Raw genomic sequence first — 24,950 nt, forward strand, 5'->3', positions numbered from 1 at the left:
ATGGCGTGTTGATAGGAAGATAAGTAAATAGAGATTTTTCTAAATAATTTGACTTGTCGTTTTCTTTATATCATTCAAGCTGAGATTTTTTCTAAATAATTCGAGGTGTGCCAAGGCGGCAAAATAAGGAAATCCCTAGGAGCATACACAAGTATGTGACTAGGGTTGACGAATGAAGCCAACGCAGTCACAACTTGAAGTATGACGAAAAAATTGGAGTTGGTCGGTAAGCCGGGTTCTGTCGTGGACAACCATTCATCTAGGCCAGCACTTGCGCACTGGCTCCAGCAACCTACCCGAGTTCAATGCGGGCCGCACCATATGAACCCCTATTTGGTCTTGCTCCGGGTGGAGTTTACCATGCCACGAACTGTTGCCAGTCGCGCGGTGCGCTCTTACCGCACCCTTTCACCCTTACCTGATCCTGTAAACAGGCCATCGGCGGTTTGCTCTCTGTTGCACTTGTCGTAGGCTCGCGCCTCCCAGACGTTATCTGGCACCCTGCCCTATGGAGCCCGGACTTTCCTCCCCTCTACCCGTCTCCCGAAGGGACTACGATAAAGCAGCGGTTGTCTGACCAACTCCGCGGCGAATTATAGGCACTTTGCACTAGCTTGTACAGACTCAATGACAGGCAAATTGCGTCAAAACGTATACTTAGACAAAAAAAACGGCACTTGAACAAAAATCACTCGCCGTCTTGTTGGTCTAGCATCAATTTGTATAACTGATTTTTCTTCAGACCATAAATTTCTGCGGTGATCGCAGCCGCTTTTTTCGGTGGTAATTCTTTTTGCAGTAAGCCCAACGTACGAATAACATCTGGCGTAATCGCCGATTCATCCGTTTGTGGCTTATACCCTTCCACAATGAGTACCATTTCACCGCGATGACGATTTTCGTCTTCTTTTACCCATTCGAGTAATTCACCAACTGGGCGCCCTTCAATCGATTCCCAGGTTTTGGTCAATTCACGGGCTAAAACCACACGACGCTCAGGTCCCCACACTTCTACCATGTCTGCTAAACTGTCTAACAAGCGATGAGTAGATTCATAGAAAATCAGTGTTCGAGTCTCTTGCTCTAAGGATTGCAAAACATCTTTGCGTCCCTTGGTTTTCGCGGGTAAGAACCCTTCATAACAGAAACGGTCTGAAGGTAAACCCGCCGCTGACAAGGCAGTGATGGCTGCACAAGCGCCCGGTAATGGGACAACGCGAATGCCAGCCTCACGGCAGCGATTGACTAAGTGATAGCCAGGATCATTAATTAAAGGTGTACCTGCATCCGAGACTAATGCGATACTATCCCCTTGTTGAAGCTTGCTAATTAATTGATCTGCTTTTTGCTGCTCGTTATGATCATGTAGCGCAAACATGCGCGCATTGATGGCAAAATTCTGTAAGAGAATGCCTGAGTGCCTTGTGTCTTCCGCAGCAATTAGGTCAACATGTTTAAGCACATCTAACGCGCGTTGCGTGATATCTCCCATGTTACCAATTGGGGTTGGCACGATGTACAGCGTAGATGCCATAACCACTGCTTGATTAGGTTGATTCATTGTTTCATCCGAATAGCCGGTTTAAAATTAAGCAATTGAAAAATACACCATTGGATACAGTATGCGTCCTTCAATTTTTTTGCATTTGAAAAAAAGATTAATCTGCACTGCGATGTTGTCCACGTTGGCATTAACAGGGTGCCAAATCGAATCCTCGACAACCTCGACAACAACTCAGCAGCCTAGCGTTTCTGATGCCAGCCATTACCAGTCCGTTATCGATGCCGCTCAAGGCAAACCGTCGATGGATGTCCTACGTGCTTTTATCAGCCAAGAACCTCTGCTAACCGATCCTGTACAACATCAGGCGAATATTGATTCTCTGTGGCAGATGTTAACACAGATGAAGCCAGAACAGATTCAAGGAATCGAAGCTGACGAAAATATTCTACTGGGCTGGGTCGACCTTCTGGATATCTACCAAAATAATAAAGATGACCCAGAGGCACTCCGTACTGGCATCGAAGACTGGAAAACTCGTTACCCACATAATCCAGGCGCCAAAAATCTGCCAAGCGCATTAGTTCAAGGAACCATCACCAAAGTCGGTGCTAACCCACGTATTGCGCTATTTTTACCGATGAGCGGGCAGGGGCAAGTCTTTGGTCAAGCCATCATGCAAGGCTTCCTTGATGCACAAAAAGGTTTACCTTCAGGCCCTGCATCTCAAGCTGCCGCAGCACCGACTGCGCCACAAAGCTCCGGTAATGATGTACTAGACCAGATTTACCAAGAAGTGGCTGCAACGGTTAATGAAAATACCAATTCCGAAGTGGCTTCATCCAGGGTGCGCATTGATGCAGCACCAACCAATACCCAAAGCGTTAAAGTCTTTGATACACAAGGCAAAGCGATCCCTCAGTTAGTCGCTCAGGCCACTTCTGAAGGGTATAACTTAATTGTTGGACCTCTACTGAAATCAGAGGTGCAAGCTATTGCTCAAATGAATGCGCCCGTCAATGTATTGGCACTGAATGAATTAGACGCTAACCAATTACAGCCACGTGCAAATTTATGTTATTTCTCTTTATCCCCTGAAGATGAAGCGAAAAATGCCGCTAACCAAATGAAATTAGACGGTAAACAGATGCCGTTAGTGTTAGTGCCTGCATCCCCATTTGGTGATCGCATCGCAAAAGCATTTGCCGAAGAGTGGCAAGCAAAAGGCGGTGGCACTGCACTGATGCAAACATTTGGTTCTACTGCATCCTTAAAAGAGTCGATCAACCGTGGTCAAGGGATCCGTATGACGGGTACCCCAATCAGTATCGATACCCAAGGAATGGCTCCAACCAGTGGCGGTGTTGATGCGGTTTATATCGTGGCAACACGCGATGAATTAACCCTCGTCAAACCGATGATCGATATGGCAATCAGTTCCCGTCAGCGCCCTGCTTTATATGCGAGTTCGCGCAGTAACCAAGGGAACTCAAATGCGGATTATCGTTTCGAAATGGAAGGCGTGAAATTCAGTGAAGTTCCATTACTTGCTGGTGCAAACAACAACCTACGTAAACAAGCTCAAGGCAAAGTGAATAATGATTATTCGCTGTTCCGCCTGTATGCGATGGGTATTGATGCATGGTCGCTGGCGAATAACTACGATAACTTGCAGCAGCACAGTGATCAGTTCCGTGTTAACGGTGCATCCGGTACATTAAGCGTGCATGATAACTGTGTCATTTATCGTGAATTGCCATGGCTGCAATTTAAGCAAGGGCAAGTAGCGTCTGCGCAATAAATTAAACGAGGTCGCTTTATTGCTGCCTATTTTTCAGACAAGGATGTCATGAAAACCGTTAAAAAATCATTAAAATGGTTGACTGGTCGATATTACGAAAACCAAGCGCTATCCTATTTAAAGCAGCAAGGGCTCGCTTTTGTTGCGCGCAATGTTCGAAATCGTGCGGGAGAAATCGATTTGATCATGCGAGATACATCAGGCTGGGTATTCGTAGAGGTTCGTTTTCGCAAGAATAGTGATTACGGAGACGCACTTTTATCAGTAAACTGGCACAAACGCAGAAAAATATTGTCCACCGCACAATATTGGCTTGCTCAACGACAAGAAAGTTTTGAAACAACACCCTGCCGCTTTGATATCTGTGCAATCACCGGCAAGCAATTTCAGTGGATTCAAAACGCATTTAATCTTAGTGAACAGGAATATAAGTAAGTGCTAGATAGAATAAAAGTTTGCTTTACTGAAAGCATCCAAACTCAAATTGCTGCAGCTGAAGCCCTGCCCGATGCAATTTCTCGTGCTGCAATGATGATGGTACAGTCACTGCTTAATGGTAATAAAATTTTGTGTTGTGGCAATGGCGCATCCGCAGCAACAGCACAGCGTTTTGCAGCAAGCATGATCCACCGTTTTGAAACTGAGCGCCCAAGTTTACCTGCTCTTGCGCTAAATACGGATAATACCGTGCTCACCGCGATTTCAGGAAGCAAGCAGCCAACTGAAATCTATGCAAAACAAGTTCGAGCGCTAGGCCAGCACGGCGATGTATTAATGGCTATCTCAACCCATGGTAACAGTGCCGACATTATTAAAGCCGTAGAAGCCGCGGTAACGCGCGATATGACCATTGTCGCACTCACTGGCTATGATGGCGGCGAGTTAGCAGGTCTTTTAGGACCACAAGATGTTGAAATTCGTATTCCATCCCAGCATAGTGTCAGAATTCAAGAGGTACACTTACTCACAGTGAATTGTTTGTGTGACCTTATCGATAACACGCTCTTTCCTCACCAGAACGACTAAGGAGACAAAATGCGATTACTTCCGATTTTTGCCATAGTGTTTAGCGCGGTTCTTTTACAAGGTTGTATTGGTGCTGCCGTTGTGGGTACTGCCGCAGTAGCTACCAAAAGCGCTACAGACCCTCGTTCTGTTGGTCAGCAAGTTGATGATGGCACATTAGAAGCCCGAGTCAGTGGTCAACTTAACAAAGATAAAGATATCACCAGCAAAGCCCGTATTATTGCAACGGCGTATAAAGGTAATGTCTTGTTAACTGGACAATCTCCCGACATGTCATGGGCAGATAAAGCCAAACAAATCGCCAGTAACGTTGATGGTACAGAAAAAGTGTATAACGAGGTTCGACAAGGTCAGCCCGTTGATTTAGGTACCGCGTCAAAAGACACTTGGTTAACCACCAAAGTAAAATCTAAGATTTTAGCCAGTGACGAAGTGAAATCAGGCAGCGTTAAAGTCATCACTGAGAATGGTGAAGTCTTCTTATTAGGTGTACTCACTCAGCAAGAAGGTGCTGCAGCAGCAAAAATTGCGAGTGAAACGGATGGCGTTCGTCGTGTAACGACGGCATTTACTTATCTCAATTGATTATAATTAGTAACCTATTGTTACAAAGCATCAAGCCATGAAGTCAAATTCATGGCTTTTTTTTTATTCCTCACCTATATCGTTATTTTTCAGATAATTCCTATCTCCTAATAAGCTCATCTGATTAAGTATCCACGCTTGCCTTTTTAAAACATATGAAGATGGATTTTTCACATGAAATCGATGAGGATTAGGTAAAACAGCGGCTAAAAGTGCAGCTTCCTTCCGGGAAAGCTTACTAGCAGGCTTATTGAAGAATTTATTTGCGGCCTCTTCAACACCAAAAACCCCTTCTCCAAACTCCGCAATATTAAGATAAACAGTAATGATCCGAGTTTTTGACCACATCAACTCCATAACTGGCGTCATTGCTGTTTCAAGCCCTTTTCTTATCCAGCTTCGTCCATCCCATAACCATAAGTTTTTCACTGTTTGCTGAGAGATTGTTGAAGCCCCTCTAACTGTCTGTTTATTACTCGAATTATGTTTATATGCTCGCTCAATTGCATCAAGATCAAATCCCCAATGATGAGGAAAATTTTGATCTTCAGAAGCAATGACAGCGAGATAAAGATAGGGAGAAATCTGTTTTTCACTCACCCAAGTCGAATGAGAAATATAAGAAAAATTAAAGTTTACCCATGCAGAAAGCTGTCTTTCGACCATCACTGCAGAAAAGGGAACAGGTATAAATTTGAAGATCACAACAGACACTAGCCAGAGGGCAAGTAATGAAAGTGTGATCTTCTTTAACCAATACCACAAGCGAGAAACAAACTTTTGCATTGAGTTAATTACGCCATTTCTAATACTTTCTCAACCAGCTTATTGATACCTATATTTGCCTCAGCAATGGATTGAGCCAGCATATAAGCAGGGGTTGTAACAACTTTGTTATATTCATCAACCACAATGTTATCAACCGTGCAAACAACATGCTGTCCACCCATCTTTTCAATTTGGGCAATCGTTTCAGTATCATTACCAATCGTCAATTTCACTGATGTATTTAACATCTTCGGTAGCATGACAGGAGCAATACACATCAGCCCTAGCGGCTTTTTCTGTTGGTGCATTGCCTGTACTAAACTTAATAGTTGTTTATTAATTTCACATTCGCTTCCCTTCACCGCAAAATCACATAAATTTTTTGCCACACCAAAACCACCAGGAATTATAAGGGCATCTAGCTTAGAGGCGTCTGCTGATGACAAAGGCGCTATTTTTCCACGAGAAATACGTGCAGACTCTTCCATTTGGTTACGTTTTTCTGTTTTTAATCCGCCATTAACATGATTAATTACAGTAGCTTGATAATCATCTGGCGCATAAAAGTGAACTTCTGCATTATTTTTACTTAAAGCAAGCATAGTTAATACTGATTCATGGATCTCGCTTCCATCAAAAACACCACAGCCACTTAAAATTACCGCAATTGATTTCATATCTTCGTCCTTTTGTAGTAAATTACTCCCCAGAGCGAAAGCAGACAAACATCAATCTTCATCACAGATTTTAATGAATCTTGTAACAGGTTCGATAAATTTTGGTATCTTGATAACGTCTGAGTCGTGACAAATGCATTTTAATGATTCGCCTAAGATAAAAATTATAAGCGAATCAATGATTTCCCTGGTGTTGGCGCAGTATTCGCGCACCCCAACTTAGGTTGGGGTTATTTTTTTGTACGACCATCCACCCAGTTTCTTAATGTTTCTATATCTGATTTCCAATCCTGTTTTAACTCATCAACCCACTCTTGCACATTGTCCCACCATGCTGGTAATTCAGGGGATTGGATTTGCTGAGCGAGTTTCTGTAAATTTTTCAGACCAACTGAACCCGCGGCACCTTTAATTTTGTGAGCTTCCTCAACAATTCCCTTCTGATCTTTAGCCACCATATTGGAATCGAGAATCGCTAAATAGCCCGGTAGCATTTTTTCAAACACCTCTAAGCCGTCATAAATCAGTTTTGGCCCAACTAATTCAATGTATTGCTCTAACATTTCACAATCTAAAATTGACTCATCAACTTCTGCCATATCCACTTGCTCCTCATGCTTGTCATTTGAAGATGCATTCTCGCCCCAGAATTGCTCAATCACTTGAGTGAGCGCAGGAACCGATAATGGTTTGCTCAGAACACCGTCCATTCCCGCATCGAAGTACTCTTTCTTATCTTTGAGGACATTCGCGGTAAGGGCGATTAATGGTGGTAAATCATCCTTATCATACTGTTGTTTAAGCTGTTTAGAGATATCTAACCCCGTCATGTCAGGAAGTTGAATATCCAGTAGAACTAAGTCATATTCCCCAGGTGCAAACATCTCTAGCGCGTCTTTACCTGTCATTGCAACATCAACTGTGTTGCCAAGGTTCTCCAGCACAGAACACGCCACAACCACGTTTAGTTCAATATCTTCCACTAGTAAGATATGGAGCGCTGGTAATGGGTAATCATCGTCGTGCTGTTGCTGCTCTTCGATTTCAGCCTCAACTTCAGGGGCTATAATCGACAAAGTAAATGTTGAACCATGTCCAATATCGCTTTCCACACGAATATCGCCCCCCATACTTTGTGCTAACCTACGGGATACAGAAAGCCCAATCCCCGTTCCCGTTGCAGGACGTCCACCTGCGGAGTCACGGACCTGATAATACATAGCAAAGATTTTATCTAATTCATCTTTCGGAATACCGATGCCACTATCTTTGACTTGGAAAAACAGCTTGTCATCCGCTTCACGCCAAATGCTTAATTTAACTTCACCTTTCTGAGTAAATTTCACCGCATTACCGATTAAGTTCCACAGAATTTGGCGTAAACGCGTGCCATCCGTCAGAATGGTTTTAGGTAAGCCGTGTGCGACATCCATAACAAACTTCAAGCCTTTCGGCTGAACCAGTAGCCCGCTTAAGTTTTCTAAATCGTTCACAAATTCAGGCAATGTCACAGGTTGGTTATCCAATTGGACTTTGCGACGCTCAATTTTGTCCATTTCAATCACATCATTAAAAATATTGCCTAAAGTGACGGCACTGACGTGAATGGTTTTTAAATAGCTTGATTGTTCTTTGGTAAGCTTAGTATCCAGTAAAATGCGGCTAAGCCCCACAATGCCATTAAGCGGCGTACGAAGCTCATGGCTGATAGTAGAGATAAAGGTGGTCTTCTCTCTACTAGCGTTCTCTAACGCCTCCTGATAACGCTTACGCTCGGTAATATCACGTCCAAACCCCATTAGCCCGTGACGTTTCCCTACGCGGTCATAAAATGGCACTTTTCGCAGCTCAAAACAGGCTTTTCGCCCATCAGGGTAAACTAACCACTGTTCATAGGTTAATGCCACATTGTGTCTGAAAACTTTTTCATCCGTTTCCATCACTTTGGCAGCAATTTCTTCATCATAAATGTCCAATGGTGTTAAACCGACTAGCTGTTTTTCACTCTTACCGGTGAGCAGCTCCATCGCACGGTTACAGCCAGAAAATTCATTGTTTTCATTGCGATAATAGACAAGATCAGGGGAAGCATCGAGGAACGAACGCAGTAAAACAGATTGCTGTTCAAACTCAATTTGAGTCTGTTCACGGTATTTCATTTCTTGTTTGAGTTGCTCTAACAACTCAAGATGGGCGCTTTCGGCTTTTTCACGCTCTAAAATTTCTAAGTTAAGTTGCTCAATATTGCCTTGCAGCTGAGTATTCAGTTCCGCATCACGCTTTCGCATCACTTCGAGCTTATCAACCATGCGCGTTAAACGCTGGCGAGACTCTTCTAATTGTTCTACCACCACCGAAAGAAAATAAACTGCTAATGGCGTAATAATTAAGCCAAAGAAAATGGAGCCAACCATATCGAGGCTATCGACTTGCCCCCGAAGAAAAATCGCTACCGCCATTTGCATTATCATGGCGAGCACAACTAACGCTGACGCGAGAAGCAAAGAGAAACGCACTAAGCCTAGCTTCATCATCAGGTCAACATAGTATTGTGCAAGACCGCGAAGTACTTTCATAACCACCCCTTAGTTAAATTCTCACTGAATCATATATCAAACAGGGCTGTTTCGGATGGGGTTTCATACGAAATATCGATCCTGCTCATTAAATCGTCGGTCACAATGGGATATTCACCCGTGTATTAGTAACTTTATTACAATAATCACTATTTATATCAATGCTATCAAAGTAAACTTTAATTTATATCATTCCCGTAAAAGAATTTGGCTGGAAAGGTGCCTATGTCCTCTTCAAATATGGGTTCGCCCCGTCTTGAACCTCGTAAAAAAGCGCTGACGATCCGCAAAATTGAGTTTGTGGAAATTTACCAGCCAATGAGTGGCATTGAAGCTCAGCATCAAGCCCTGCGTTGCTTGTCTTGCGGCAGCCCCTATTGTGAGTGGAAATGCCCGCTCCACAATCCTATCCCGAATTGGTTAAAGCTGGCTGGAGAAGGTCGAATTCTTGAAGCGGCAGAACTTTGTCATCACACCAACAGCTTGCCTGAAATTTGCGGTCGAATTTGCCCACAGGAACGATTATGTGAAGCCGCTTGTGTCCTGAATGAAACCTTTGGTTCCGTCACGATTGGGCATTTGGAGCGCTATATTACCGATAGTGCATTTGAGCAAGGTTGGCGGCCTGACCTCTCTCATGTTAGGGATACAGGTAAACGAGTCGCGATTATCGGCGCGGGCCCTGCGGGTCTTTCCTGTGCCGATGTGTTGGCTCGTCACGGCGTTCAAGCAATAGTATTTGATAAACATCCTGAAATCGGTGGGTTACTCACTTTTGGTATACCCGCATTTAAGTTAGAAAAGCAGATAATGCAGCACCGACGACGGATTTTTGAAGAAATGGGGATTATCTTTGAACTTAATACTGAGATTGGGCTGCATATCCCGTTAGAAACGTTACTCAATGAGTTTGATGCCGTTTTTATTGGAACCGGCACCCATCATCCAGTTTCAGGCAATCTCCTCAACGAAGATGCCATAGGCGTTTATCAAGCGCTTCCTTATTTAGTGGGTAATGCACGTCACTTATTAGGTTACGCCGACGATCCCCAATACCCTTACGTATCACTAGCAAATAAGAATGTAATCGTGTTGGGCGCAGGAGATACCGCGATGGATTGTGTCCGCAGCGCTATCCGCCAAGGCGCAAGCAAAGTCAGTTGTATCTACCGCCGAGGCACTTCGGAAATGCCTGCAACACCGCGAGAAGTCTTACACGCTCAAGAAGAAGGCGTACAGTTCCATTTTCACTTACAACCCATTGGGATTAACACCGATGTCGAGGGACAAGTTGTCGGTATCCATTTCGCTAGCACATTATCGAATTCCACAGAATCGGAAGAAATTACACATTCTGCCGATGTGGTCATTATTGCGTTTGGTTTTGAATCTGACGATATGCCGTGGATTAGCACACATGCCATACAGCGCGATATGAGCGGTAGAATAGTGGCACCTCGTCATCATCATTATGCTTACCAGACTTCGCACTCTAAAATTTTTGCAGGGGGAGATGTAGTACACGGTTCTGATTTGGTGGTAACAGCGATTGCCGAAGGGCGTGGAGCCGCAGAAGGGATCATGAGTTTTCTTCGAGTATAAAAAAAGAGGAATTTCTTCCTCTTTTTAGCATTTACTATATCAGTCTTAGCTGCCACGATTTGTGCTTATTTCACAACCCGTAACGCTGGACGACCTTTCGGTGGCCTTGGTGGCTCATCGTCTGGGGATGAAGGTTCTTCTGTTTGAGTGGCTTCATCATGAACCAATACGATGTTGTCAGACAGTGCTTCATCAGTGCTGTTGTCTTCTCCATCAAAGTGCTCATCATAAGCCGCTTCAGGTTCAAACATCATTCCAGCGCCATTTTCACGCGCATATACCGCCATGATAGCCGCCATTGGAACATATACCTGACGAGGTACACCGCCGAATCGCGCATTAAACCGCACTTCTTCGTTGGTAATTTCAAAGTTACCCACTGCACGCGGGGCAACATTTAAAACAATTTGCCCATCACGCGCAAATTCCATTGGAACATTCACCATGGGAAGAGTGACATCAACCACCAAATGCGGAGTCATATCGTTATCCAGCAACCACTCATAGTGGGCGCGCAGCAGATAAGGGCGACGTGGTGTCATTGGTGCCATTTCCATCATCCGACTTAGCCTCGTGCTGACAGGCGCATTTCACGCTCTAATTCAGTTAATGATGCTAAAAATGCATCGCGCTCAAATACACGCTGCATGTACATCTGTAAATGTTTGCTGATTGCAGGCTTTAATTCGATACCTAAAACAGGTAAGCGCCATAATAGCGGTGCTAAATAGCAATCAACTAAGCTGAACTCATCACTCATAAAGAATGGCATTTCAGCCAGTACAGGTGAAACTGCAATCAGTTCTTCCGCTAATTGGCGACGAGCTGCATCTGCTTCTTGTGCTGTACCCTTCTCGATTTTAGCCATCAATGAGTACCAGTCTCTGCGAATACGATGCATCAGCTGACGGCTAGTACCACGAGCCACTGGGTAAACAGGCATTAACGGTGGATGAGGAAAACGCTCATCGAGGTATTCCATAATGATATCTGGATCATACAAAGTCAGGTCACGATCCACCAGCGTTGGAACACTTTGATATGGGTTAAGATCAATAAGGTCTTGAGGCATATGACCAGGCTCGACATGTTCAATCTCAACGCTAACACCTTTTTCAGCAAGCACAATACGTACTTGATGGCTAAAAATATCAGTTGGGCCTGAAAACAATGTCATTACCGAACGTTTATTAGGAGCAACAGCCATTAAAACCTCCAAATGATAAAAATAATGATCCTTAAATAAGGATTAATTCATTATTTTCATTTTTAAAATCCCATGTACTCAACCTTCAAGATCCATTTTGAAAGTCAGCACAACCCTCTCGCTTCATGAAAGCGAGAAATAATCAAATAAAAAACTGGGACATAGTCTAACAGATTTTGTACAGCTTAGGGGGCTAACCTAGAGAAAATCATCGGTTAATTTTATTAGAGAGGAATAATTCCATCAAAACCAGCCCTATCAACTTTAAATTTATAATAATTTAAAATTAAAACCTTAAAGTTAACTCCATTGTTGATGGGTTATATTTTTACTGCATTTGAGATATGACACAAAAATAGAGTGGAATAATAAAATAATGTCTTCTGTCTGTCTTTATTTTAATTAAATAAGAATGGCTCAATATTTGATTTATTTTAGACAATAAAAAACCCGCCATAAAGACGGGCTTTTTCATCAATTTTATGCCCAGAGGGCAATAAATTAACGTTTGGAGAACTGTGGACGACGACGTGCTTTACGCAGACCCACTTTCTTACGTTCAACAGAACGCGCATCACGGGTAACAAAACCAGCTTTACGCAGATCAGAACGAAGAGTCTCGTCATAAGCCATCAGTGCACGTGTAATACCGTGACGGATTGCGCCTGCCTGACCAGAGATACCACCACCTTTAACAGTGATGTAAAGGTCCAGTTTTTCTAACATTTCAACCAGTTCTAACGGCTGACGAACTACCATGCGCGCAGTTTCGCGACCAAAGTATTGTTCCAGTGTACGTTGATTGATTGTGATGTTACCGCTACCCGGCTTAATAAAGACACGAGCAGATGAGCTTTTGCGGCGACCAGTGCCGTAGTATTGATTTTCAGCCATTGCTATAATCCCGATTAAATGTCAAGAACTTGCGGTTGTTGTGCCGCGTGGTTGTGCTCATTACCTGCGTAAACTTTCAGTTTACGGTACATTGCACGACCCAGAGGTCCTTTTGGCAACATGCCTTTAACCGCGATTTCAAGCACACGCTCAGGACTACGAGCAATCATCTCTTCGAAAGTTGCTTGCTTGATTCCACCAATATGGCCAGTGTGGCGATAGTAGATTTTGTCTTCGCGTTTTTTGCCGGTAACAGCAATTTTTTCTGCATTCAGAACGATGATGTAATCACCAGTATCCACGTGCGGAGTATATTCCGCTTTATGCTTACCGCGCAGACGGCTAGCAATTTCAGTTGCAAGACGGCCTAAAGTTTTGCCATCTGCATCAACAACATACCAGTCGCGTTTTACGGTCTCTGGTTTAGCTGTAAAAGTTTTCATTAAAACTTACCCAATATTGAAGTTACACGTTGTGTGAACACTCATGTTCGTAAAATATAGCGAGGTTCACGCGACTCATTGTCCAGCAAACCCACCCCTTCGAGCAGCCTAGCTGGCATTAATGCGTTATTTTTTGGGAAATAAAAAACAACGCCGTAACGTGGGGTCGCAAGATTATAGAGAAGTCAGCAACAAAAATCGACCCCAAATGCATTTTTTTTACGTTCAAATAAATAATTAGTGTCGCCTGTTCAAAAAGCACACATAAATCCAGAGAGAAAACGACGTCCTTGAGACTCATTTCCTCTTTGGCCTCTATGATAAATGCGGGATTTTCAAATATTCTTCACTTTGCATTTCTTGCAAGCGAGAAAGGCAGCGCTGATATTCAAACGCCAAAAGTTGCCCTTGATAAAGTGAATCCATCGGCACCTGTGCATTGATCATCAATTTTACCTTACGTTCATAGAACTCATCAATAAGCGCGAGAAAACGTCTGGCAGGATTTTCATCTTTCAGCCCCATCACAGGGACGTCATAGAGCAATACCGTATGATAACAATTTGAGAGGTAGATATAGTCATTTTGGCTGCGAGGCTCTTCACATAAAACCTTAAAGCTGATTGCCAATACTCCTTCCGCGGAGCGAATTGCCTGCATTTTCCGATGATTAACTTCTAATACCGGATTTTGCTGACCTTCTTTACCTGCCAGTTTTACAAACACTTCATCTAAATGATGGCGATTTTGTTCGTTTATTGGCGATAAAAATAGATGCGCTTGAGTCAGCGTACGCAAGCGATAGTCAATCCCCGCATCCACATTCATTACATCGCAATATTTTTTTATCTGTTCTATGGCTGGCAAAAAGCGAGCGCGTTGCAAACCGTTGCGATAAAGGTTGTCAGGGATGATGTTGGATGTCGCGACTAACGTGATGCCTCGCGCAAAGAGCCCTTCTAATAAGGTTCCTAGAATCATCGCATCGGTAATGTCCGAGACAAAAAACTCATCAAAACACAAAATATCCGTCTGTTTTTTAAATTCATCAGCGATAATGTCGAGCGGATTTTCCTGTCCTTGCAGCGCCATTAAGTCTTCCTGCACTTTCTTCATAAAGCGATGAAAGTGTAAACGCAATTTGCGCTCTCCCGGTAAACTGTCGTAGAACATGTCCATCAACCACGTTTTACCGCGACCTACGCCCCCCCACATATATAACCCCTGAACTGGCTCACAGGTTTTTGTGGATGATTTCCCTAACAAGCGCCCAAAGCGCTGTTTTAGACCGTTTGGTTTTTCATTTGGGAAGCAAGGCGTAGCGCTACAAAGTTGCTGATAAATCTTGTCTAATCGCTCTACGGCTTGTTTTTGTACGTCATCCGGCTGGTAATTGCCTTGCTCAAGAGCTTGTTGGTAACGCATGGTAGGGGTCATCGGTGACATCAACTCAGTGATCCTTAAAATTTTCGGTTTTTTTTACCGTTATATGATATACACTGCCTTTATTATAACCAGATTCTGTTAGCATTTAACTTTCGATTAACTATTCGGCATAGAGTAAGGAATTTCGCTTTATTATTCCACTCTTTAGCATTAACAGATTTGCTATTAGCAGGTATAGTTAGGGTAATCGAGCTAAATTTTGGCGACCATTTTCTGTGAATTTTGATTGAAGTAAACGAAGGAGTTAGCATGACTTGGGAGTATGCACTAATAGGATTAGTTGTTGGCTTTATCATCGGCGCATTGGTTGTGCGTTATGGCAATCCAAAACTTCGTCAACAAAAAACAGCACAAGCTGAATTAGACAAAAAAAGCACTGAGCTGGAAGAGTATCGTAAAGAACTCGTTAGCCATTTTGCTCGCAGCGCAGAGTTATTGGATAAAATGGCACGCGACTATCGCCAACTGTATCAACATATGGCGCAAAGCTCTTCCGAGTTAATGCCGGATATGCAAGATAACCCATTCCATTATCGTTTAACTGAATCTGAAGCCGATAATGACCAAGCACCGGTTAAAATGCCACCGAGAGATTACTCTGAAGGTGCTTCAGGGCTGTTCCGCCCTCTCGATGAAAAAGAGAAGTAATTTTTGATTATGCCACCAGTAGCGCCCGTTACTGGTGGTGTTATTTCCCTCACTGTATCATTCCAATTCCGAATAAAATCTTATAGTTAGTTTAGCTACTGTATAGAAGTTAGCGTTTCACCTAAACATCATGTAAATGGATGTAAAATTGTGGATAAGTACTATCCGCATAGGGAACTTTTCCGCATAATCCGTGGTCATAGTCATCAGTAAAATATTATTTGAGACCCCAAAATACCTCCGCCCATATGACCTTAGTGTACCGTTTATAGGTACCATTCATATGAGCTGATATTTTCTATTGAGAGAATCTACGGAATGATGAAAAGAAAAAATTTTTTTCTGACAGCAGTCGCAATGAGTTTAGGTTTAACCCTGTCCACGATCCCAGCAATCAGCAGCGCCGCCTTACCGGCCACATTACCGGCAACCGCACAAAGCCAAAACATGCCGAGTTTAGCGCCAATGCTGGAAAAAGTCCTGCCTGCCGTCGTGAATATCCATGTTTCAGGCACCCGTGTACAAAATCAACAGATTCCTGAAGAACTCAAATTCTTCTTTGGTCCAAATGCACCTTCACAACAACAAAGCGTGCGCCCATTTGAAGGTTTAGGTTCTGGTGTCATCATCGATGCGACACAAGGTTATGTTTTAACCAATAATCACGTTATTGATGGTGCCGACAAAATCCAAATTCAGCTCAATGACGGTCGTGAAATTGACGTTAAACTGATTGGTAAAGATCCACAAACTGACATTGCACTGTTAAAAATCAGCAATGCAAAAGATATCAAAAACCTCACCGCGGTTTCTATTGCGGACTCCGATAAACTGCGTGTTGGTGATTTTGCCGTCGCTGTTGGTAACCCATTCGGTTTAGGACAAACTGCCACATCCGGGATTATCTCTGCGTTAGGTCGTAGTGGATTAAATCTGGAAGGCTTAGAAAACTTTATCCAGACCGATGCCTCAATCAACCGTGGTAACTCTGGTGGTGCACTGGTTAACTTAAACGGTGAGCTGATTGGGATTAACACTGCAATTTTAGCACCGGGTGGCGGAAATATTGGCATCGGCTTTGCTATCCCGAGCAACATGGCGAAAAGCCTGAGTGAGCAGCTGATTAAACACGGTGAAGTTAAACGCGGAATTTTAGGTATTAAAGGTACAGAGATGAACTCTGATATCGCTAAAGCCTTCAATATCGATGCTCAGCGTGGCGCTTTCGTCAGTGAAGTGATTCCAAAATCGTCAGCGGCAAAAGCAGGCATCAAATCGGGTGACGTTTTAGTCTCTGTTGATGGTAAACGTATTAATAGCTTCGCTGAATTAAGAGCAAAAATTGGCACCAGCCAGTTAGGCAAAGAAATCACCCTTGGTCTGATCCGTTCAGGCAAACCAATGGAAGTGAAAGTAGTACTAGAAAGCGATGAAGGCTCTGCAACCAACGCGGAAAAACTGAGTGAATCCTTATTAGGCGCCACCATTTCCAATGCGGTTGTCAGCAATACCAAAGGGGTACAAGTTGACAGCGTAGCACCTAAGTCTCCGGCTGCTGCGGTTGGTTTAGCGAAAGGCGACCTGATCTTTGGCGTGAATGACACTCGCGTAGAAAGTATCGACCAATTTCGCAAAATCATCGATAGCAAACCACCAGTATTAGCGATGAAAGTGCTGCGTGGCGGTGAAACGCTCTACTTATTAATGAAAAACTAATTCATTAAGTTACCGCACATAAATCAATAAAACGGGTACAGTATCACTCTGCTGTACCCGTTTTTTTATGTTATGCTCAAAGTATCTCTCTGTCTGTCATTTCCATCATAGCGAACTTGGTAACCTTTAACATGGTCAAAAAGCTGCTTGTGTCTGTCCTGCTTGGATTGGTCACTGCCTCAATCATTATTGTGGCTGTCCCCTCATTGCGCCCACAGGGACTGGCTGATTTACTGTATGGGAAAACCAATAGCGAGCCTGTAAGCTATAACAAGGCCGTACGCCGTGCCGCGCCTGCGGTGGTGTATGTCTATAGCAGCTCTAAAGGGAGTTTTTCCCAATCGGGTCGGGAATTACAATCTCTTGGATCAGGGGTGATATTAAGCGCTAATGGTTACATAGTGACCAATAAACATGTGGTGGATAACCCTGACCAAATCCTTGTTGCCCTACAAGATGGTGCGATTTTCGATGCACTTTTAGTCGGCTCAGACCCCTTAACTGACCTTGCAGTCTTGAAGATAGAGGCTGAAAATCTTCCCGTTATCCCAATTAATACTAAGCGCATCACCCATGTTGGGGATGTGGTTTTAGCCATTGGAAACCCTTATAACCTTGGACAAACAGTCACCCAAGGGATTATAAGCGCGACGGGACGTGTCGGTTTAAGCTCCACACGTCGCCAAAATTTCCTACAAACCGATGCCTCGATTAACTCGGGTAACTCCGGTGGCGCCCTTATCAACACGGAAGGGGAATTGGTTGGCATAAACACCCTTTCATTCAGCGCAGGGCAAGGAGTCAGTTCCGAAGGATTGAGTTTTGCTATTCCAACCGCCCTAGCAACCAAAATCATGGAAAAACTGATCCGTGATGGTCGTGTCGTGCGAGGCTACATCGGCATTACGGCTCGTGAATTACCGCAAATTCGCACAAATACAAATAATATCAACCAAATTCAAGGGTTAAGGGTTTTCCAAGTTTCAGCCAATGGACCTGCTGCAAAATCAGGCATTGAGCAAGGGGATGTTATCTTATCCTTAGATGGAAAACCTGCCGTTTCTGCCGCAGAAACCATGGATTATGTCGCCGAAATTCGCCCCGGAACAAAAATTCCCGTTCAGATTTTACGTGATGGTAATGTGCAAAACATCGATATCGTGATTGAAGAACTTCCTGAAGGGCAAGCAAACTAACCCCTCAATTCTGCCCAGTCAAATCTTTCACCCAAAATAAGCCCAAAAAAAAAGGTTGTTCCGATAAAGAACAACCTTTTTTGTTTCTGCAATCTTGTTTTTGCAATGATATCAACGCAATCTGGAATTAGTCTTCAGATTTAACGCGTTGAATATTAGCGCCTAACGCATTTAATTTCGCTTCAATATTTTCATATCCACGATCGATATGATAAATACGGTCAACTGTCGTTGTTCCACCCGCGATACAACCTGCAATCACTAAACTTGCTGACGCACGTAAATCTGTTGCCATCACTTGCGCACCAGTGAGCTTTTCAACACCATGGCACACAACGGTATTACTCTCGATATCCGCGTGCGCACCCATACGAATTAACTCAGGAATATGCATAAAACGGTTTTCGAAAATGGTTTCTGTGATAACACCGGTACCTTCAGCCACCAAGTTTAATAGGCTAAATTGCGCTTGCATATCAGTAGGGAAACCAGGATGTGGAGCTGTACGCAATGTAACCGCTTTTGGACGTTTACCATGCATATCTAGACTAATCCAATCTTCACCCGTTTGAACATCAGCCCCAGCTTCACGTAATTTCGCTAGCACCGCATCCAGAGTGTCTGGACGTGCATTACGGCAAACTACTTTACCGCGAGAAACCGCTGCAGCAATTAAGAATGTACCTGTTTCAATACGATCTGGCAGAACGCGATACACACCACCACCTAAACGAGCCACTCCTTCAATGACAATACGGTCAGTTCCTGCACCAGTGATTTTCGCACCTAATGCATTTAAGAAATTAGCAGTATCTTCAATTTCAGGCTCACGAGCGGCGTTCTCGATGGAAGTGTTTCCTTCAGCAAGCGCAGCAGCTGTCATGATACTGATAGTGGCACCAACGCTGACTTTGTCCATCACGATGTCAGCGCCTTTCAGGCGACCATTCACCGTTGCCTTAACATAACCATCTTCAAGGACAATATTGGCACCTAACTTCTCTAACCCGCTAATATGTAAATCCACTGGACGAGCGCCAATGGCACAACCACCCGGTAAAGAAACTTCACCATGACCAAAGCGTGCAACCAGCGGCGCTAATGCCCAAATAGAGGCACGCATGGTTTTTACTAGATCATACGGTGCACAATATTCAGTCACATTGCTAGCATCAACAAAAATCGAACCATTACGCTCGATTTTGACGCCAAGTTGGCTGAGTAACTTAATTGTGGTGTCGATGTCTTTCAGTTTAGGGACATTCTGTAATTCAACTGGCTCTTCAGCCAGTAAAGCAGCGAACAGGATTGGCAGTGCGGCGTTTTTAGCGCCTGAAATAGAGACTTCACCCTCTAAGCGGGTTGGCCCTTTAACTAAAAATTTATCCATTCTGGTATTCTCGTGTGTCAGATTTTTACAAACTGTTCGCTTACATTTTCAAACTTATAGGCCGCTCAGCTTACGATCACGCTCCCACTGCGCTGGGGTATAAGCTTTGATTGAAAGCGCATGAATTCGATTGTCCGCAATATATTCCATTAACGGCGCATAGACTGCTTGCTGCTGTTTAACACGGCTCATGCCGTCAAAAAGGCTGCCAACAGCGATAACTTGAAAATGACTGCCATCGCCATTCACTATCACTTCATCCAGTGACAGCTTTTCCATTAAGACTTGTTTAATTTCGTTGGTATCCATAATGACTCAATTTTGTAATTAATTATGATAATAAATATAGCCATCTATCCTAAAGGATTCAGCTTAACACTTAAACTAAAGAAAACGCTTCTGGTGTATAAAAACACTCAGAAGCGCTATTTTTTACATAACTTGACTTAATCCATCAGCAGGGATTTTACCCCGTACAATTCCATCAAGGTATTCAAATTATCACTCACACCAACAATACCTAAATGGCTTTGTTGGGACTGATACTCACCTTTTAAGCGTACTAGCATTGCCAGTCCGGTAGAATCCACATGAGTTAAAGCAGAAACATCAACTTGCTCAACTTGGGTCAATAGTGTTTGGCGCTTGTCCCAAAATTCAACCAGAGAATCGCGATTTAAAATACCGGAAAAAGCCAATGTTTTGTTATTTTTCGTCCAAGATAACAGACTACTCATCTTAATTGTTCTCTTCTAACGTAATCGGCACCTGAGCACTACGTTGTAATTGAGCAGTCAATCCATCAATACCTTGCTTACGCAGAATATCACCCCACTCATTTTGCTTGGTGGTGATCATACTCACGCCTTCTGCAATCATGTCATACGCCTGCCAGTAACCTGTTTTACTGTTTTTGCGCCATTGGAAATCCAAACGTACTGGAGGGCGGCCATTAGTATCATTGATGGTCACACGGATAGCGACAATATTTTTGTCGCCAATCGGCTGCTCAGGAGCGATGGTGTACGTTTGACCGTGATACATTGCCAGCGCTTGACCGTAAACTTGCTCAAGATAAGACTCAAATGCTTTAAAATACGCATCACGCTGAGCCGGGGTAGCATCTTTATAATAAGTTCCTAATACCAACGCGCCCGCATATTTAATTTGTACATATGGCAGTAACTCTTCACGCACGATGGTACGTAAGTAATCTGGGTTTTGTTTGATTTGAGGCTGCTGTGCTTTTAAGCGATCGAAAGTTTTCGCTGCGGCTTCTTCCATAAGCTTATAAGGATTAGTTTGGTCAATCGCCATCGCAAATGGCGCAACCACTAACATAGCTATCATTATTAAACGTTTAAACATAATTCATTCCTTTTAAGTTCACAGGGAATTACAACTTAGTGAGCAACAGGCTCTGACGGTGCCGCAACATGAGCCTCTGGCGCAGCTGCAGAACCTTGGCTATCACCACTCTTATACAAGAATTGACCAATTAAATCTTCCAGTACCATTGCCGGTTTGGTGTCTTCTAAACGACTGCCATCTTTTAACATCGCAATTCCCATATCTTCATCATAAGGACCGATATTCATGGCGATATACTGTTCACCAAGCAGGCCTGAAGTACGAATTGATAGCGAGCTGGAATCAGGAATATTGTCATATTCGCTGAGTAAATCGATTTGAACGTCAGGAATATAGTTCTTTTTATCTAAAGAAATATTCGCAACCCGTCCCACGACAACGCCACCGACTTTGATTGGAGAGCCAACTTTTAAGCCACCCACGTTTTCAAAAGAGGCGGAAACTCGGTAAGTTGACTGACTACCAATCGATTGTAAATCCGCCACTTTTAAGCAGAGGAACACAATTGCGGCGATCGCCAGCAACATAAAACAACCCACCCATATTTCACTTTTTTTACTTTGCATGACTTAGTTCCCAAACATCAGTGCTGTCAGTACGAAATCTAACCCTAGAACCGATAATGATGCATGCACAACAGTTTTCGTCGTTGCACGGCTAATTCCTTCCGAGGTTGGAATCGCATCATAACCATTAAATAGTGCAATCCACGTTACCGTGATTGCAAAGACTAAACTCTTGATAAAACAGTTCACTAAATCGAGTCGCCACTCGACGGAGGACTGCATGGACGACCAGAAGAAACCGGGGTCAATCCCTTTCCAATCCACACCAACAATGGCTCCGCCAATAATACCTACGGCGACAAAAATCAGTGATAACAACGGCATGCTAATGAACCCAGCCCAAAATCTTGGGGCGACAACACGACGCAGAGGATCCACCGCCATCATTTCTAAACTCGAAATCTGCTCAGTAGCTTTCATCAAACCAATTTCTGCGGTTAATGCCGAGCCAGCTCGCCCCGCAAACAACAGCGCGGTGACCACCGGTCCCAGTTCGCGTAATAGCGAAAGCGCTACCATCATGCCAAGACTGGCTTCTGCACTGAACGTCGTCAGTACCAAATAACCTTGTAAACCGAGCACCATCCCGATAAATAGACCAGACACCGCCACAATGAGCAGAGACTGAACCCCTACCGAATAAAGCTGTTTAACTAACAGCGGCCACTGCTTGCCAAACTCAGGTTTGCCAAATAGTGCACCAAATAATAAATAGCCTGCTCGACCAAAAGCCGCAAATGTTTCAATCCATCGACGTCCGAAGGCAGCAATCGCCTTAATTATCATGTTCATTTACCCTAATAAATCAGCCGAATAGTCATTGGCAGGAAAGCGGAATGGCACAGGACCATCAGCAATTCCATCCATAAACTGTCTGACGCGCGGATCTTGGTTCTCGCGTAACTCTTCCCCAGTTCCTTTCGCAATAACATGTTGCTGCGCCACAATATACGCTTTATCGGCAATACTTAGCACTTCAGGAACGTCATGGGAAACCACCACGCAGGTTACCCCTAACGCTTGGTTGAGTTCATCAATCAGTTTGACCAAAACTCCCATCGTAATCGGGTCTTGCCCCACAAACGGCTCATCAAACATAATCAGGTCAGGATCCAGAGCGATAGCTCTTGCCAGCGCCGCACGGCGAGCCATTCCACCTGAAAGTTCTGATGGCATTAATTTTGCGGCTCCGCGTAACCCCACCGCTTCTAATTTCATCATCACCGTCGTATGAATCAATGATTCCGGTAAATTCGTGTGCTCACGCAAAGGGAAAGCCACATTATTGAAAACGTCCATATCGGTAAACAAGGCACCGGATTGGAATAACATGCTCATTTTTTTACGCGATTGGTATAACTTAGAACGAGACAGCGCAGGAATATTATCCCCATCAAACCAGATTTCCCCTTCCTCTGGGCGCAGTTGCCCACCAATCAGTCTGAGCAATGTGGTTTTACCAATCCCTGAAGGCCCCATAATCGCAGTAATTTTACCACGAGGCACAGTTAGGTTAATATTTTCGAATATTTTCCTATTGCCCCGCGTAAATGACATGTTTTTGACTTCGATTAAGTTCTCTGTCTGTGCTTGCATCGTTTAATAGCTCGTTATAGGTCAAACTATGATTCTGCCTAAATAAATTCAGGGTTTTACAGAAACATAAACCAAATAGTATTAACTAATATTTTACCTAATTAATAGAAGATAGCTCTTAGAAATTTATATATCCAACCATAAGGGTAAGAGAATTAAAAAAATTTTTTTTGGGCATCGGTGCGGTTAATCCCTAAAAGGCTCTTTTGAGCTCAAATCGCTAATAAAGACTCATAACTATGACATTCATAAAAGCTTAGAGACAAAATACTTACTGATACTAAGTATTCGTTATACAATCCGATTTCTCTTTTTTGATCTAACCGAAACTTTGGATCCAACCGACACTTTTGATTCACCCGAAAACACACATGGAATTAGACATGTCAAATATCGATTTTCAGAAAGTAGGTAAAGAAGTTCTCCATATCGAACGCGAAGGTCTGAAAAACCTAGAACAATATATTAATCATGACTTTGATCTTGCTTGTCAGCAAATCTTTGCTTGTCAGGGAAAAGTGGTCGTTATGGGGATGGGGAAATCAGGGCATATTGGACGGAAAATTGCGGCGACGCTTGCCAGCACAGGAACGCCTTCATTTTTCGTGCACCCTGGGGAAGCTAGCCATGGCGATTTAGGGATGATCTCCAATAAAGACGTTGTATTAGCGATTTCGAACTCTGGTGAATCAGGAGAGATCTTAGCCCTACTGCCAGTGTTAAAGCGTATCAAAGTCCCACTGATCTGCATGACCAATAATCCAGACAGTAACATGGGCAAATATGCAGATATCCACTTATGCATAAAAGTACCACAAGAAGCCTGCCCGCTAGGTTTGGCACCGACAACAAGTACCACGGCAACATTAGTGATGGGTGATGCGTTAGCCATTGCATTATTAACCGCCCGCGGCTTTACAGCAGATGATTTTGCACTATCTCATCCAGGGGGCGCACTTGGGCGCAAACTTTTACTCTTAGTTCGTGATTTAATGAGTACCGGTGACGATGTCCCTCATATTCCGAAAAGTGCCACATTACGCGAAGCCCTTGTGGAAATTACCCGTAAAAAGCTGGGTATGACCGTCATTTGTGATGACGATATGAATATTCAAGGGATATTCACGGATGGGGATTTGCGCCGTATTTTTGATATGGGCATCGACCTTAACAATGCCAAAATTGCCGATTTAATGACGCCGGGCGGTATTCGAGTCGCGCCAGGTATGCTAGCTGTTGAAGCGCTGAACCTGATGCAATCTCGCCATGTCACGTCGTTATTAGTGGCAGATGGCGACCAATTAGTGGGTGTTCTCCATATGCACGACCTACTGCAAGCGGGTGTGGTATAAGTCGAAAGTATACATAAAGGAAATAGAATGAACCCTAATTATCAGAATACTTGCTATGGGTCTGTAGCAAATTCTGTGATAGAAAAAGCGACCAAAATTAAACTGCTTATCTGTGATGTCGATGGCGTGATGTCCGACGGTTTAATTTATATGGGGAATAATGGCGAAGAATTAAAAGCCTTTAATGTCCGCGATGGGTATGGCATTCGCTGCCTATTAACCTCAGGTATCGAAGTCGCTATTATCACCGGACGCAAAGCTAAATTGCTGGAAGACAGAGCCCAAACGTTAGGTATTACATATCTTTACCAAGGACAAAGCGATAAGCTTTTGGCGTATCGCGAACTGTTAGATAAACTACAACTAACAGAAGAGCAAACAGCTTACATTGGTGATGACCTCATTGACTGGCCCGTGATGGCAAAAGTTGGGTTATCCGTTGCGGTTGCTGATGCACACCCTTTGTTATTACCTAAAGCAGACTATGTAACACATATTGGTGGCGGAAAAGGGGCAGTACGTGAACTCTGCGACCTTATTCTGTTATCCCAAAATAAACTGGAAGAAGCTAAAGGCTTGTCGATTTAAA

The 24,950-nt window shown here is 43.6% G+C and carries 26 protein-coding genes and 1 other RNA gene; 10 read left to right on the forward strand and 17 right to left on the reverse strand.

Going from position 1 to position 24,950, the window contains the following annotated elements:
- Nucleotides 1–211 precede the first annotated feature (211 nt).
- Together rnpB and rsmI are read right to left on the reverse strand one after the other, a co-directional pair.
- An RNA gene (gene rnpB / locus ACIH2S_RS16100) (RNase P RNA component class A) lies at nt 212–585 on the reverse strand.
- Nucleotides 586–688: 103 nt separating this feature from the next.
- A complete protein-coding gene (gene rsmI, locus ACIH2S_RS16105) occupies nt 689–1,561 on the reverse strand; it encodes a 16S rRNA (cytidine(1402)-2'-O)-methyltransferase (protein WP_036956141.1) in 873 nt (290 codons plus the stop codon).
- Nucleotides 1,562–1,622: 61 nt separating this feature from the next.
- Here rsmI and ACIH2S_RS16110 point away from each other — a divergent pair, with 61 nt between their 5' ends.
- Genes ACIH2S_RS16110 through dolP form a run of 4 tightly spaced genes read left to right on the forward strand, consistent with a single transcriptional unit; the run spans nt 1,623 to nt 4,913 of the window.
- On the forward strand, nt 1,623–3,302 hold the full coding sequence (locus ACIH2S_RS16110) for a penicillin-binding protein activator (protein ID WP_430247720.1): 1,680 nt from the start codon (nt 1,623–1,625) through the stop codon (nt 3,300–3,302).
- 48 nt (nt 3,303–3,350) lie between these two features.
- Nucleotides 3,351–3,737 carry a YraN family protein gene (locus tag ACIH2S_RS16115; protein ID WP_036956136.1) on the forward strand — a complete coding sequence of 129 codons (387 nt, stop codon included), beginning with the start codon at nt 3,351–3,353 and terminating at the stop codon, nt 3,735–3,737.
- Nucleotides 3,738–4,328: a DnaA initiator-associating protein DiaA gene (diaA, locus tag ACIH2S_RS16120; RefSeq protein ID WP_006659121.1), complete on the forward strand. Its 591-nt coding sequence runs from the start codon at nt 3,738–3,740 to the stop codon at nt 4,326–4,328. It begins immediately after the preceding gene.
- 9 nt (nt 4,329–4,337) lie between these two features.
- Nucleotides 4,338–4,913 carry a division/outer membrane stress-associated lipid-binding lipoprotein gene (gene dolP / locus ACIH2S_RS16125; protein WP_036956134.1) on the forward strand — a complete coding sequence of 192 codons (576 nt, stop codon included), beginning with the start codon at nt 4,338–4,340 and terminating at the stop codon, nt 4,911–4,913.
- A 63-nt stretch (nt 4,914–4,976) separates the two neighbouring features.
- On the opposite strand, the gene mtgA is transcribed toward dolP, so the two are convergent.
- From mtgA to arcB, 3 genes are all read right to left on the reverse strand, one after another.
- Nucleotides 4,977–5,699 (reverse strand): monofunctional biosynthetic peptidoglycan transglycosylase, encoded by a 723-nt coding sequence (gene mtgA / locus ACIH2S_RS16130; protein ID WP_430247722.1) that lies wholly within the window; start codon nt 5,697–5,699, stop codon nt 4,977–4,979.
- Nucleotides 5,700–5,707: 8 nt separating this feature from the next.
- Complete coding sequence (gene elbB / locus ACIH2S_RS16135; protein ID WP_036956130.1) at nt 5,708–6,358, reverse strand: isoprenoid biosynthesis glyoxalase ElbB; 651 nt, start codon at nt 6,356–6,358, stop codon at nt 5,708–5,710.
- A 230-nt stretch (nt 6,359–6,588) separates the two neighbouring features.
- A complete protein-coding gene (gene arcB / locus ACIH2S_RS16140; protein WP_036956128.1) occupies nt 6,589–8,934 on the reverse strand; it encodes an aerobic respiration two-component sensor histidine kinase ArcB in 2,346 nt (781 codons plus the stop codon).
- A 225-nt stretch (nt 8,935–9,159) separates the two neighbouring features.
- On the opposite strand from arcB, the gene ACIH2S_RS16145 reads away from it, so the two are divergent.
- Nucleotides 9,160–10,536, forward strand: a complete 1,377-nt coding sequence (locus ACIH2S_RS16145; RefSeq protein ID WP_430247723.1) for an FAD-dependent oxidoreductase — start codon at nt 9,160–9,162, stop codon at nt 10,534–10,536.
- Nucleotides 10,537–10,601: 65 nt separating this feature from the next.
- Here the strand turns inward: ACIH2S_RS16145 and sspB are convergent, their stop codons facing one another.
- From sspB to zapE, 5 genes are all read right to left on the reverse strand, one after another.
- Nucleotides 10,602–11,093 (reverse strand): ClpXP protease specificity-enhancing factor, encoded by a 492-nt coding sequence (gene sspB, locus ACIH2S_RS16150; protein WP_036956408.1) that lies wholly within the window; start codon nt 11,091–11,093, stop codon nt 10,602–10,604.
- A gap of 8 nt (nt 11,094–11,101) precedes the next feature.
- On the reverse strand, nt 11,102–11,743 hold the full coding sequence (gene sspA / locus ACIH2S_RS16155) for a stringent starvation protein SspA (protein ID WP_036956125.1): 642 nt from the start codon (nt 11,741–11,743) through the stop codon (nt 11,102–11,104).
- 501 nt (nt 11,744–12,244) lie between these two features.
- Nucleotides 12,245–12,637: a 30S ribosomal protein S9 gene (gene rpsI, locus ACIH2S_RS16160; RefSeq protein ID WP_004258235.1), complete on the reverse strand. Its 393-nt coding sequence runs from the start codon at nt 12,635–12,637 to the stop codon at nt 12,245–12,247.
- Between the two features lie 14 nt (nt 12,638–12,651).
- The gene (rplM, locus tag ACIH2S_RS16165) at nt 12,652–13,080 is read right to left on the reverse strand and encodes a 50S ribosomal protein L13 (RefSeq protein ID WP_006659112.1); all 429 of its coding nucleotides are present in this window, start codon (nt 13,078–13,080) and stop codon (nt 12,652–12,654) included.
- A 315-nt stretch (nt 13,081–13,395) separates the two neighbouring features.
- On the reverse strand, nt 13,396–14,526 hold the full coding sequence (zapE, locus tag ACIH2S_RS16170; RefSeq protein ID WP_154609980.1) for a cell division protein ZapE: 1,131 nt from the start codon (nt 14,524–14,526) through the stop codon (nt 13,396–13,398).
- A 249-nt stretch (nt 14,527–14,775) separates the two neighbouring features.
- Here zapE and zapG point away from each other — a divergent pair, with 249 nt between their 5' ends.
- From zapG to degS, 3 genes are all read left to right on the forward strand, one after another.
- Nucleotides 14,776–15,174: a Z-ring associated protein ZapG gene (zapG, locus tag ACIH2S_RS16175; RefSeq protein WP_036956122.1), complete on the forward strand. Its 399-nt coding sequence runs from the start codon at nt 14,776–14,778 to the stop codon at nt 15,172–15,174.
- 321 nt (nt 15,175–15,495) lie between these two features.
- Nucleotides 15,496–16,890 carry a Do family serine endopeptidase gene (locus ACIH2S_RS16180; protein ID WP_036956406.1) on the forward strand — a complete coding sequence of 465 codons (1,395 nt, stop codon included), beginning with the start codon at nt 15,496–15,498 and terminating at the stop codon, nt 16,888–16,890.
- Nucleotides 16,891–17,021: 131 nt separating this feature from the next.
- Entirely contained in the window at nt 17,022–18,086 is a 1,065-nt protein-coding gene (gene degS, locus ACIH2S_RS16185; RefSeq protein ID WP_036956121.1) for an outer membrane-stress sensor serine endopeptidase DegS, read from the forward strand.
- 127 nt (nt 18,087–18,213) lie between these two features.
- Here degS and murA read toward each other — a convergent pair whose 3' ends face one another.
- The 7 genes from murA to mlaF all read right to left on the reverse strand — a co-directional run bounded on the left by murA (nt 18,214) and on the right by mlaF (nt 23,009).
- Complete coding sequence (gene murA, locus ACIH2S_RS16190; protein ID WP_108478435.1) at nt 18,214–19,476, reverse strand: UDP-N-acetylglucosamine 1-carboxyvinyltransferase; 1,263 nt, start codon at nt 19,474–19,476, stop codon at nt 18,214–18,216.
- 54 nt (nt 19,477–19,530) lie between these two features.
- Nucleotides 19,531–19,785: a BolA family iron metabolism protein IbaG gene (ibaG, locus tag ACIH2S_RS16195; RefSeq protein WP_036956119.1), complete on the reverse strand. Its 255-nt coding sequence runs from the start codon at nt 19,783–19,785 to the stop codon at nt 19,531–19,533.
- Between the two features lie 137 nt (nt 19,786–19,922).
- Nucleotides 19,923–20,213 carry a lipid asymmetry maintenance protein MlaB gene (gene mlaB / locus ACIH2S_RS16200; protein ID WP_036956118.1) on the reverse strand — a complete coding sequence of 97 codons (291 nt, stop codon included), beginning with the start codon at nt 20,211–20,213 and terminating at the stop codon, nt 19,923–19,925.
- Nucleotide 20,214: 1 nt separating this feature from the next.
- Nucleotides 20,215–20,844, reverse strand: coding sequence for a phospholipid-binding protein MlaC (gene mlaC, locus ACIH2S_RS16205; RefSeq protein WP_036956117.1), 630 nt, complete (start codon nt 20,842–20,844; stop codon nt 20,215–20,217).
- Nucleotides 20,845–20,879: 35 nt separating this feature from the next.
- Nucleotides 20,880–21,413: an outer membrane lipid asymmetry maintenance protein MlaD gene (gene mlaD / locus ACIH2S_RS16210; RefSeq protein ID WP_108478434.1), complete on the reverse strand. Its 534-nt coding sequence runs from the start codon at nt 21,411–21,413 to the stop codon at nt 20,880–20,882.
- 3 nt (nt 21,414–21,416) lie between these two features.
- The gene (mlaE, locus tag ACIH2S_RS16215; RefSeq protein WP_036956115.1) at nt 21,417–22,199 is read right to left on the reverse strand and encodes a lipid asymmetry maintenance ABC transporter permease subunit MlaE; all 783 of its coding nucleotides are present in this window, start codon (nt 22,197–22,199) and stop codon (nt 21,417–21,419) included.
- Nucleotides 22,200–22,205: 6 nt separating this feature from the next.
- Nucleotides 22,206–23,009: a phospholipid ABC transporter ATP-binding protein MlaF gene (mlaF, locus tag ACIH2S_RS16220; RefSeq protein WP_006659099.1), complete on the reverse strand. Its 804-nt coding sequence runs from the start codon at nt 23,007–23,009 to the stop codon at nt 22,206–22,208.
- A gap of 383 nt (nt 23,010–23,392) precedes the next feature.
- On the opposite strand from mlaF, the gene kdsD reads away from it, so the two are divergent.
- Entirely contained in the window at nt 23,393–24,361 is a 969-nt protein-coding gene (gene kdsD, locus ACIH2S_RS16225; protein ID WP_036956114.1) for an arabinose-5-phosphate isomerase KdsD, read from the forward strand.
- Nucleotides 24,362–24,388: 27 nt separating this feature from the next.
- Nucleotides 24,389–24,949, forward strand: coding sequence for a 3-deoxy-manno-octulosonate-8-phosphatase KdsC (gene kdsC, locus ACIH2S_RS16230; protein ID WP_036956113.1), 561 nt, complete (start codon nt 24,389–24,391; stop codon nt 24,947–24,949).
- The last annotated feature ends 1 nt before the right edge of the window (nt 24,950 follow it).

Source organism: Providencia lanzhouensis (genome assembly GCF_050469745.1).
Taxonomy (GTDB): domain Bacteria; phylum Pseudomonadota; class Gammaproteobacteria; order Enterobacterales; family Enterobacteriaceae; genus Providencia; species Providencia lanzhouensis.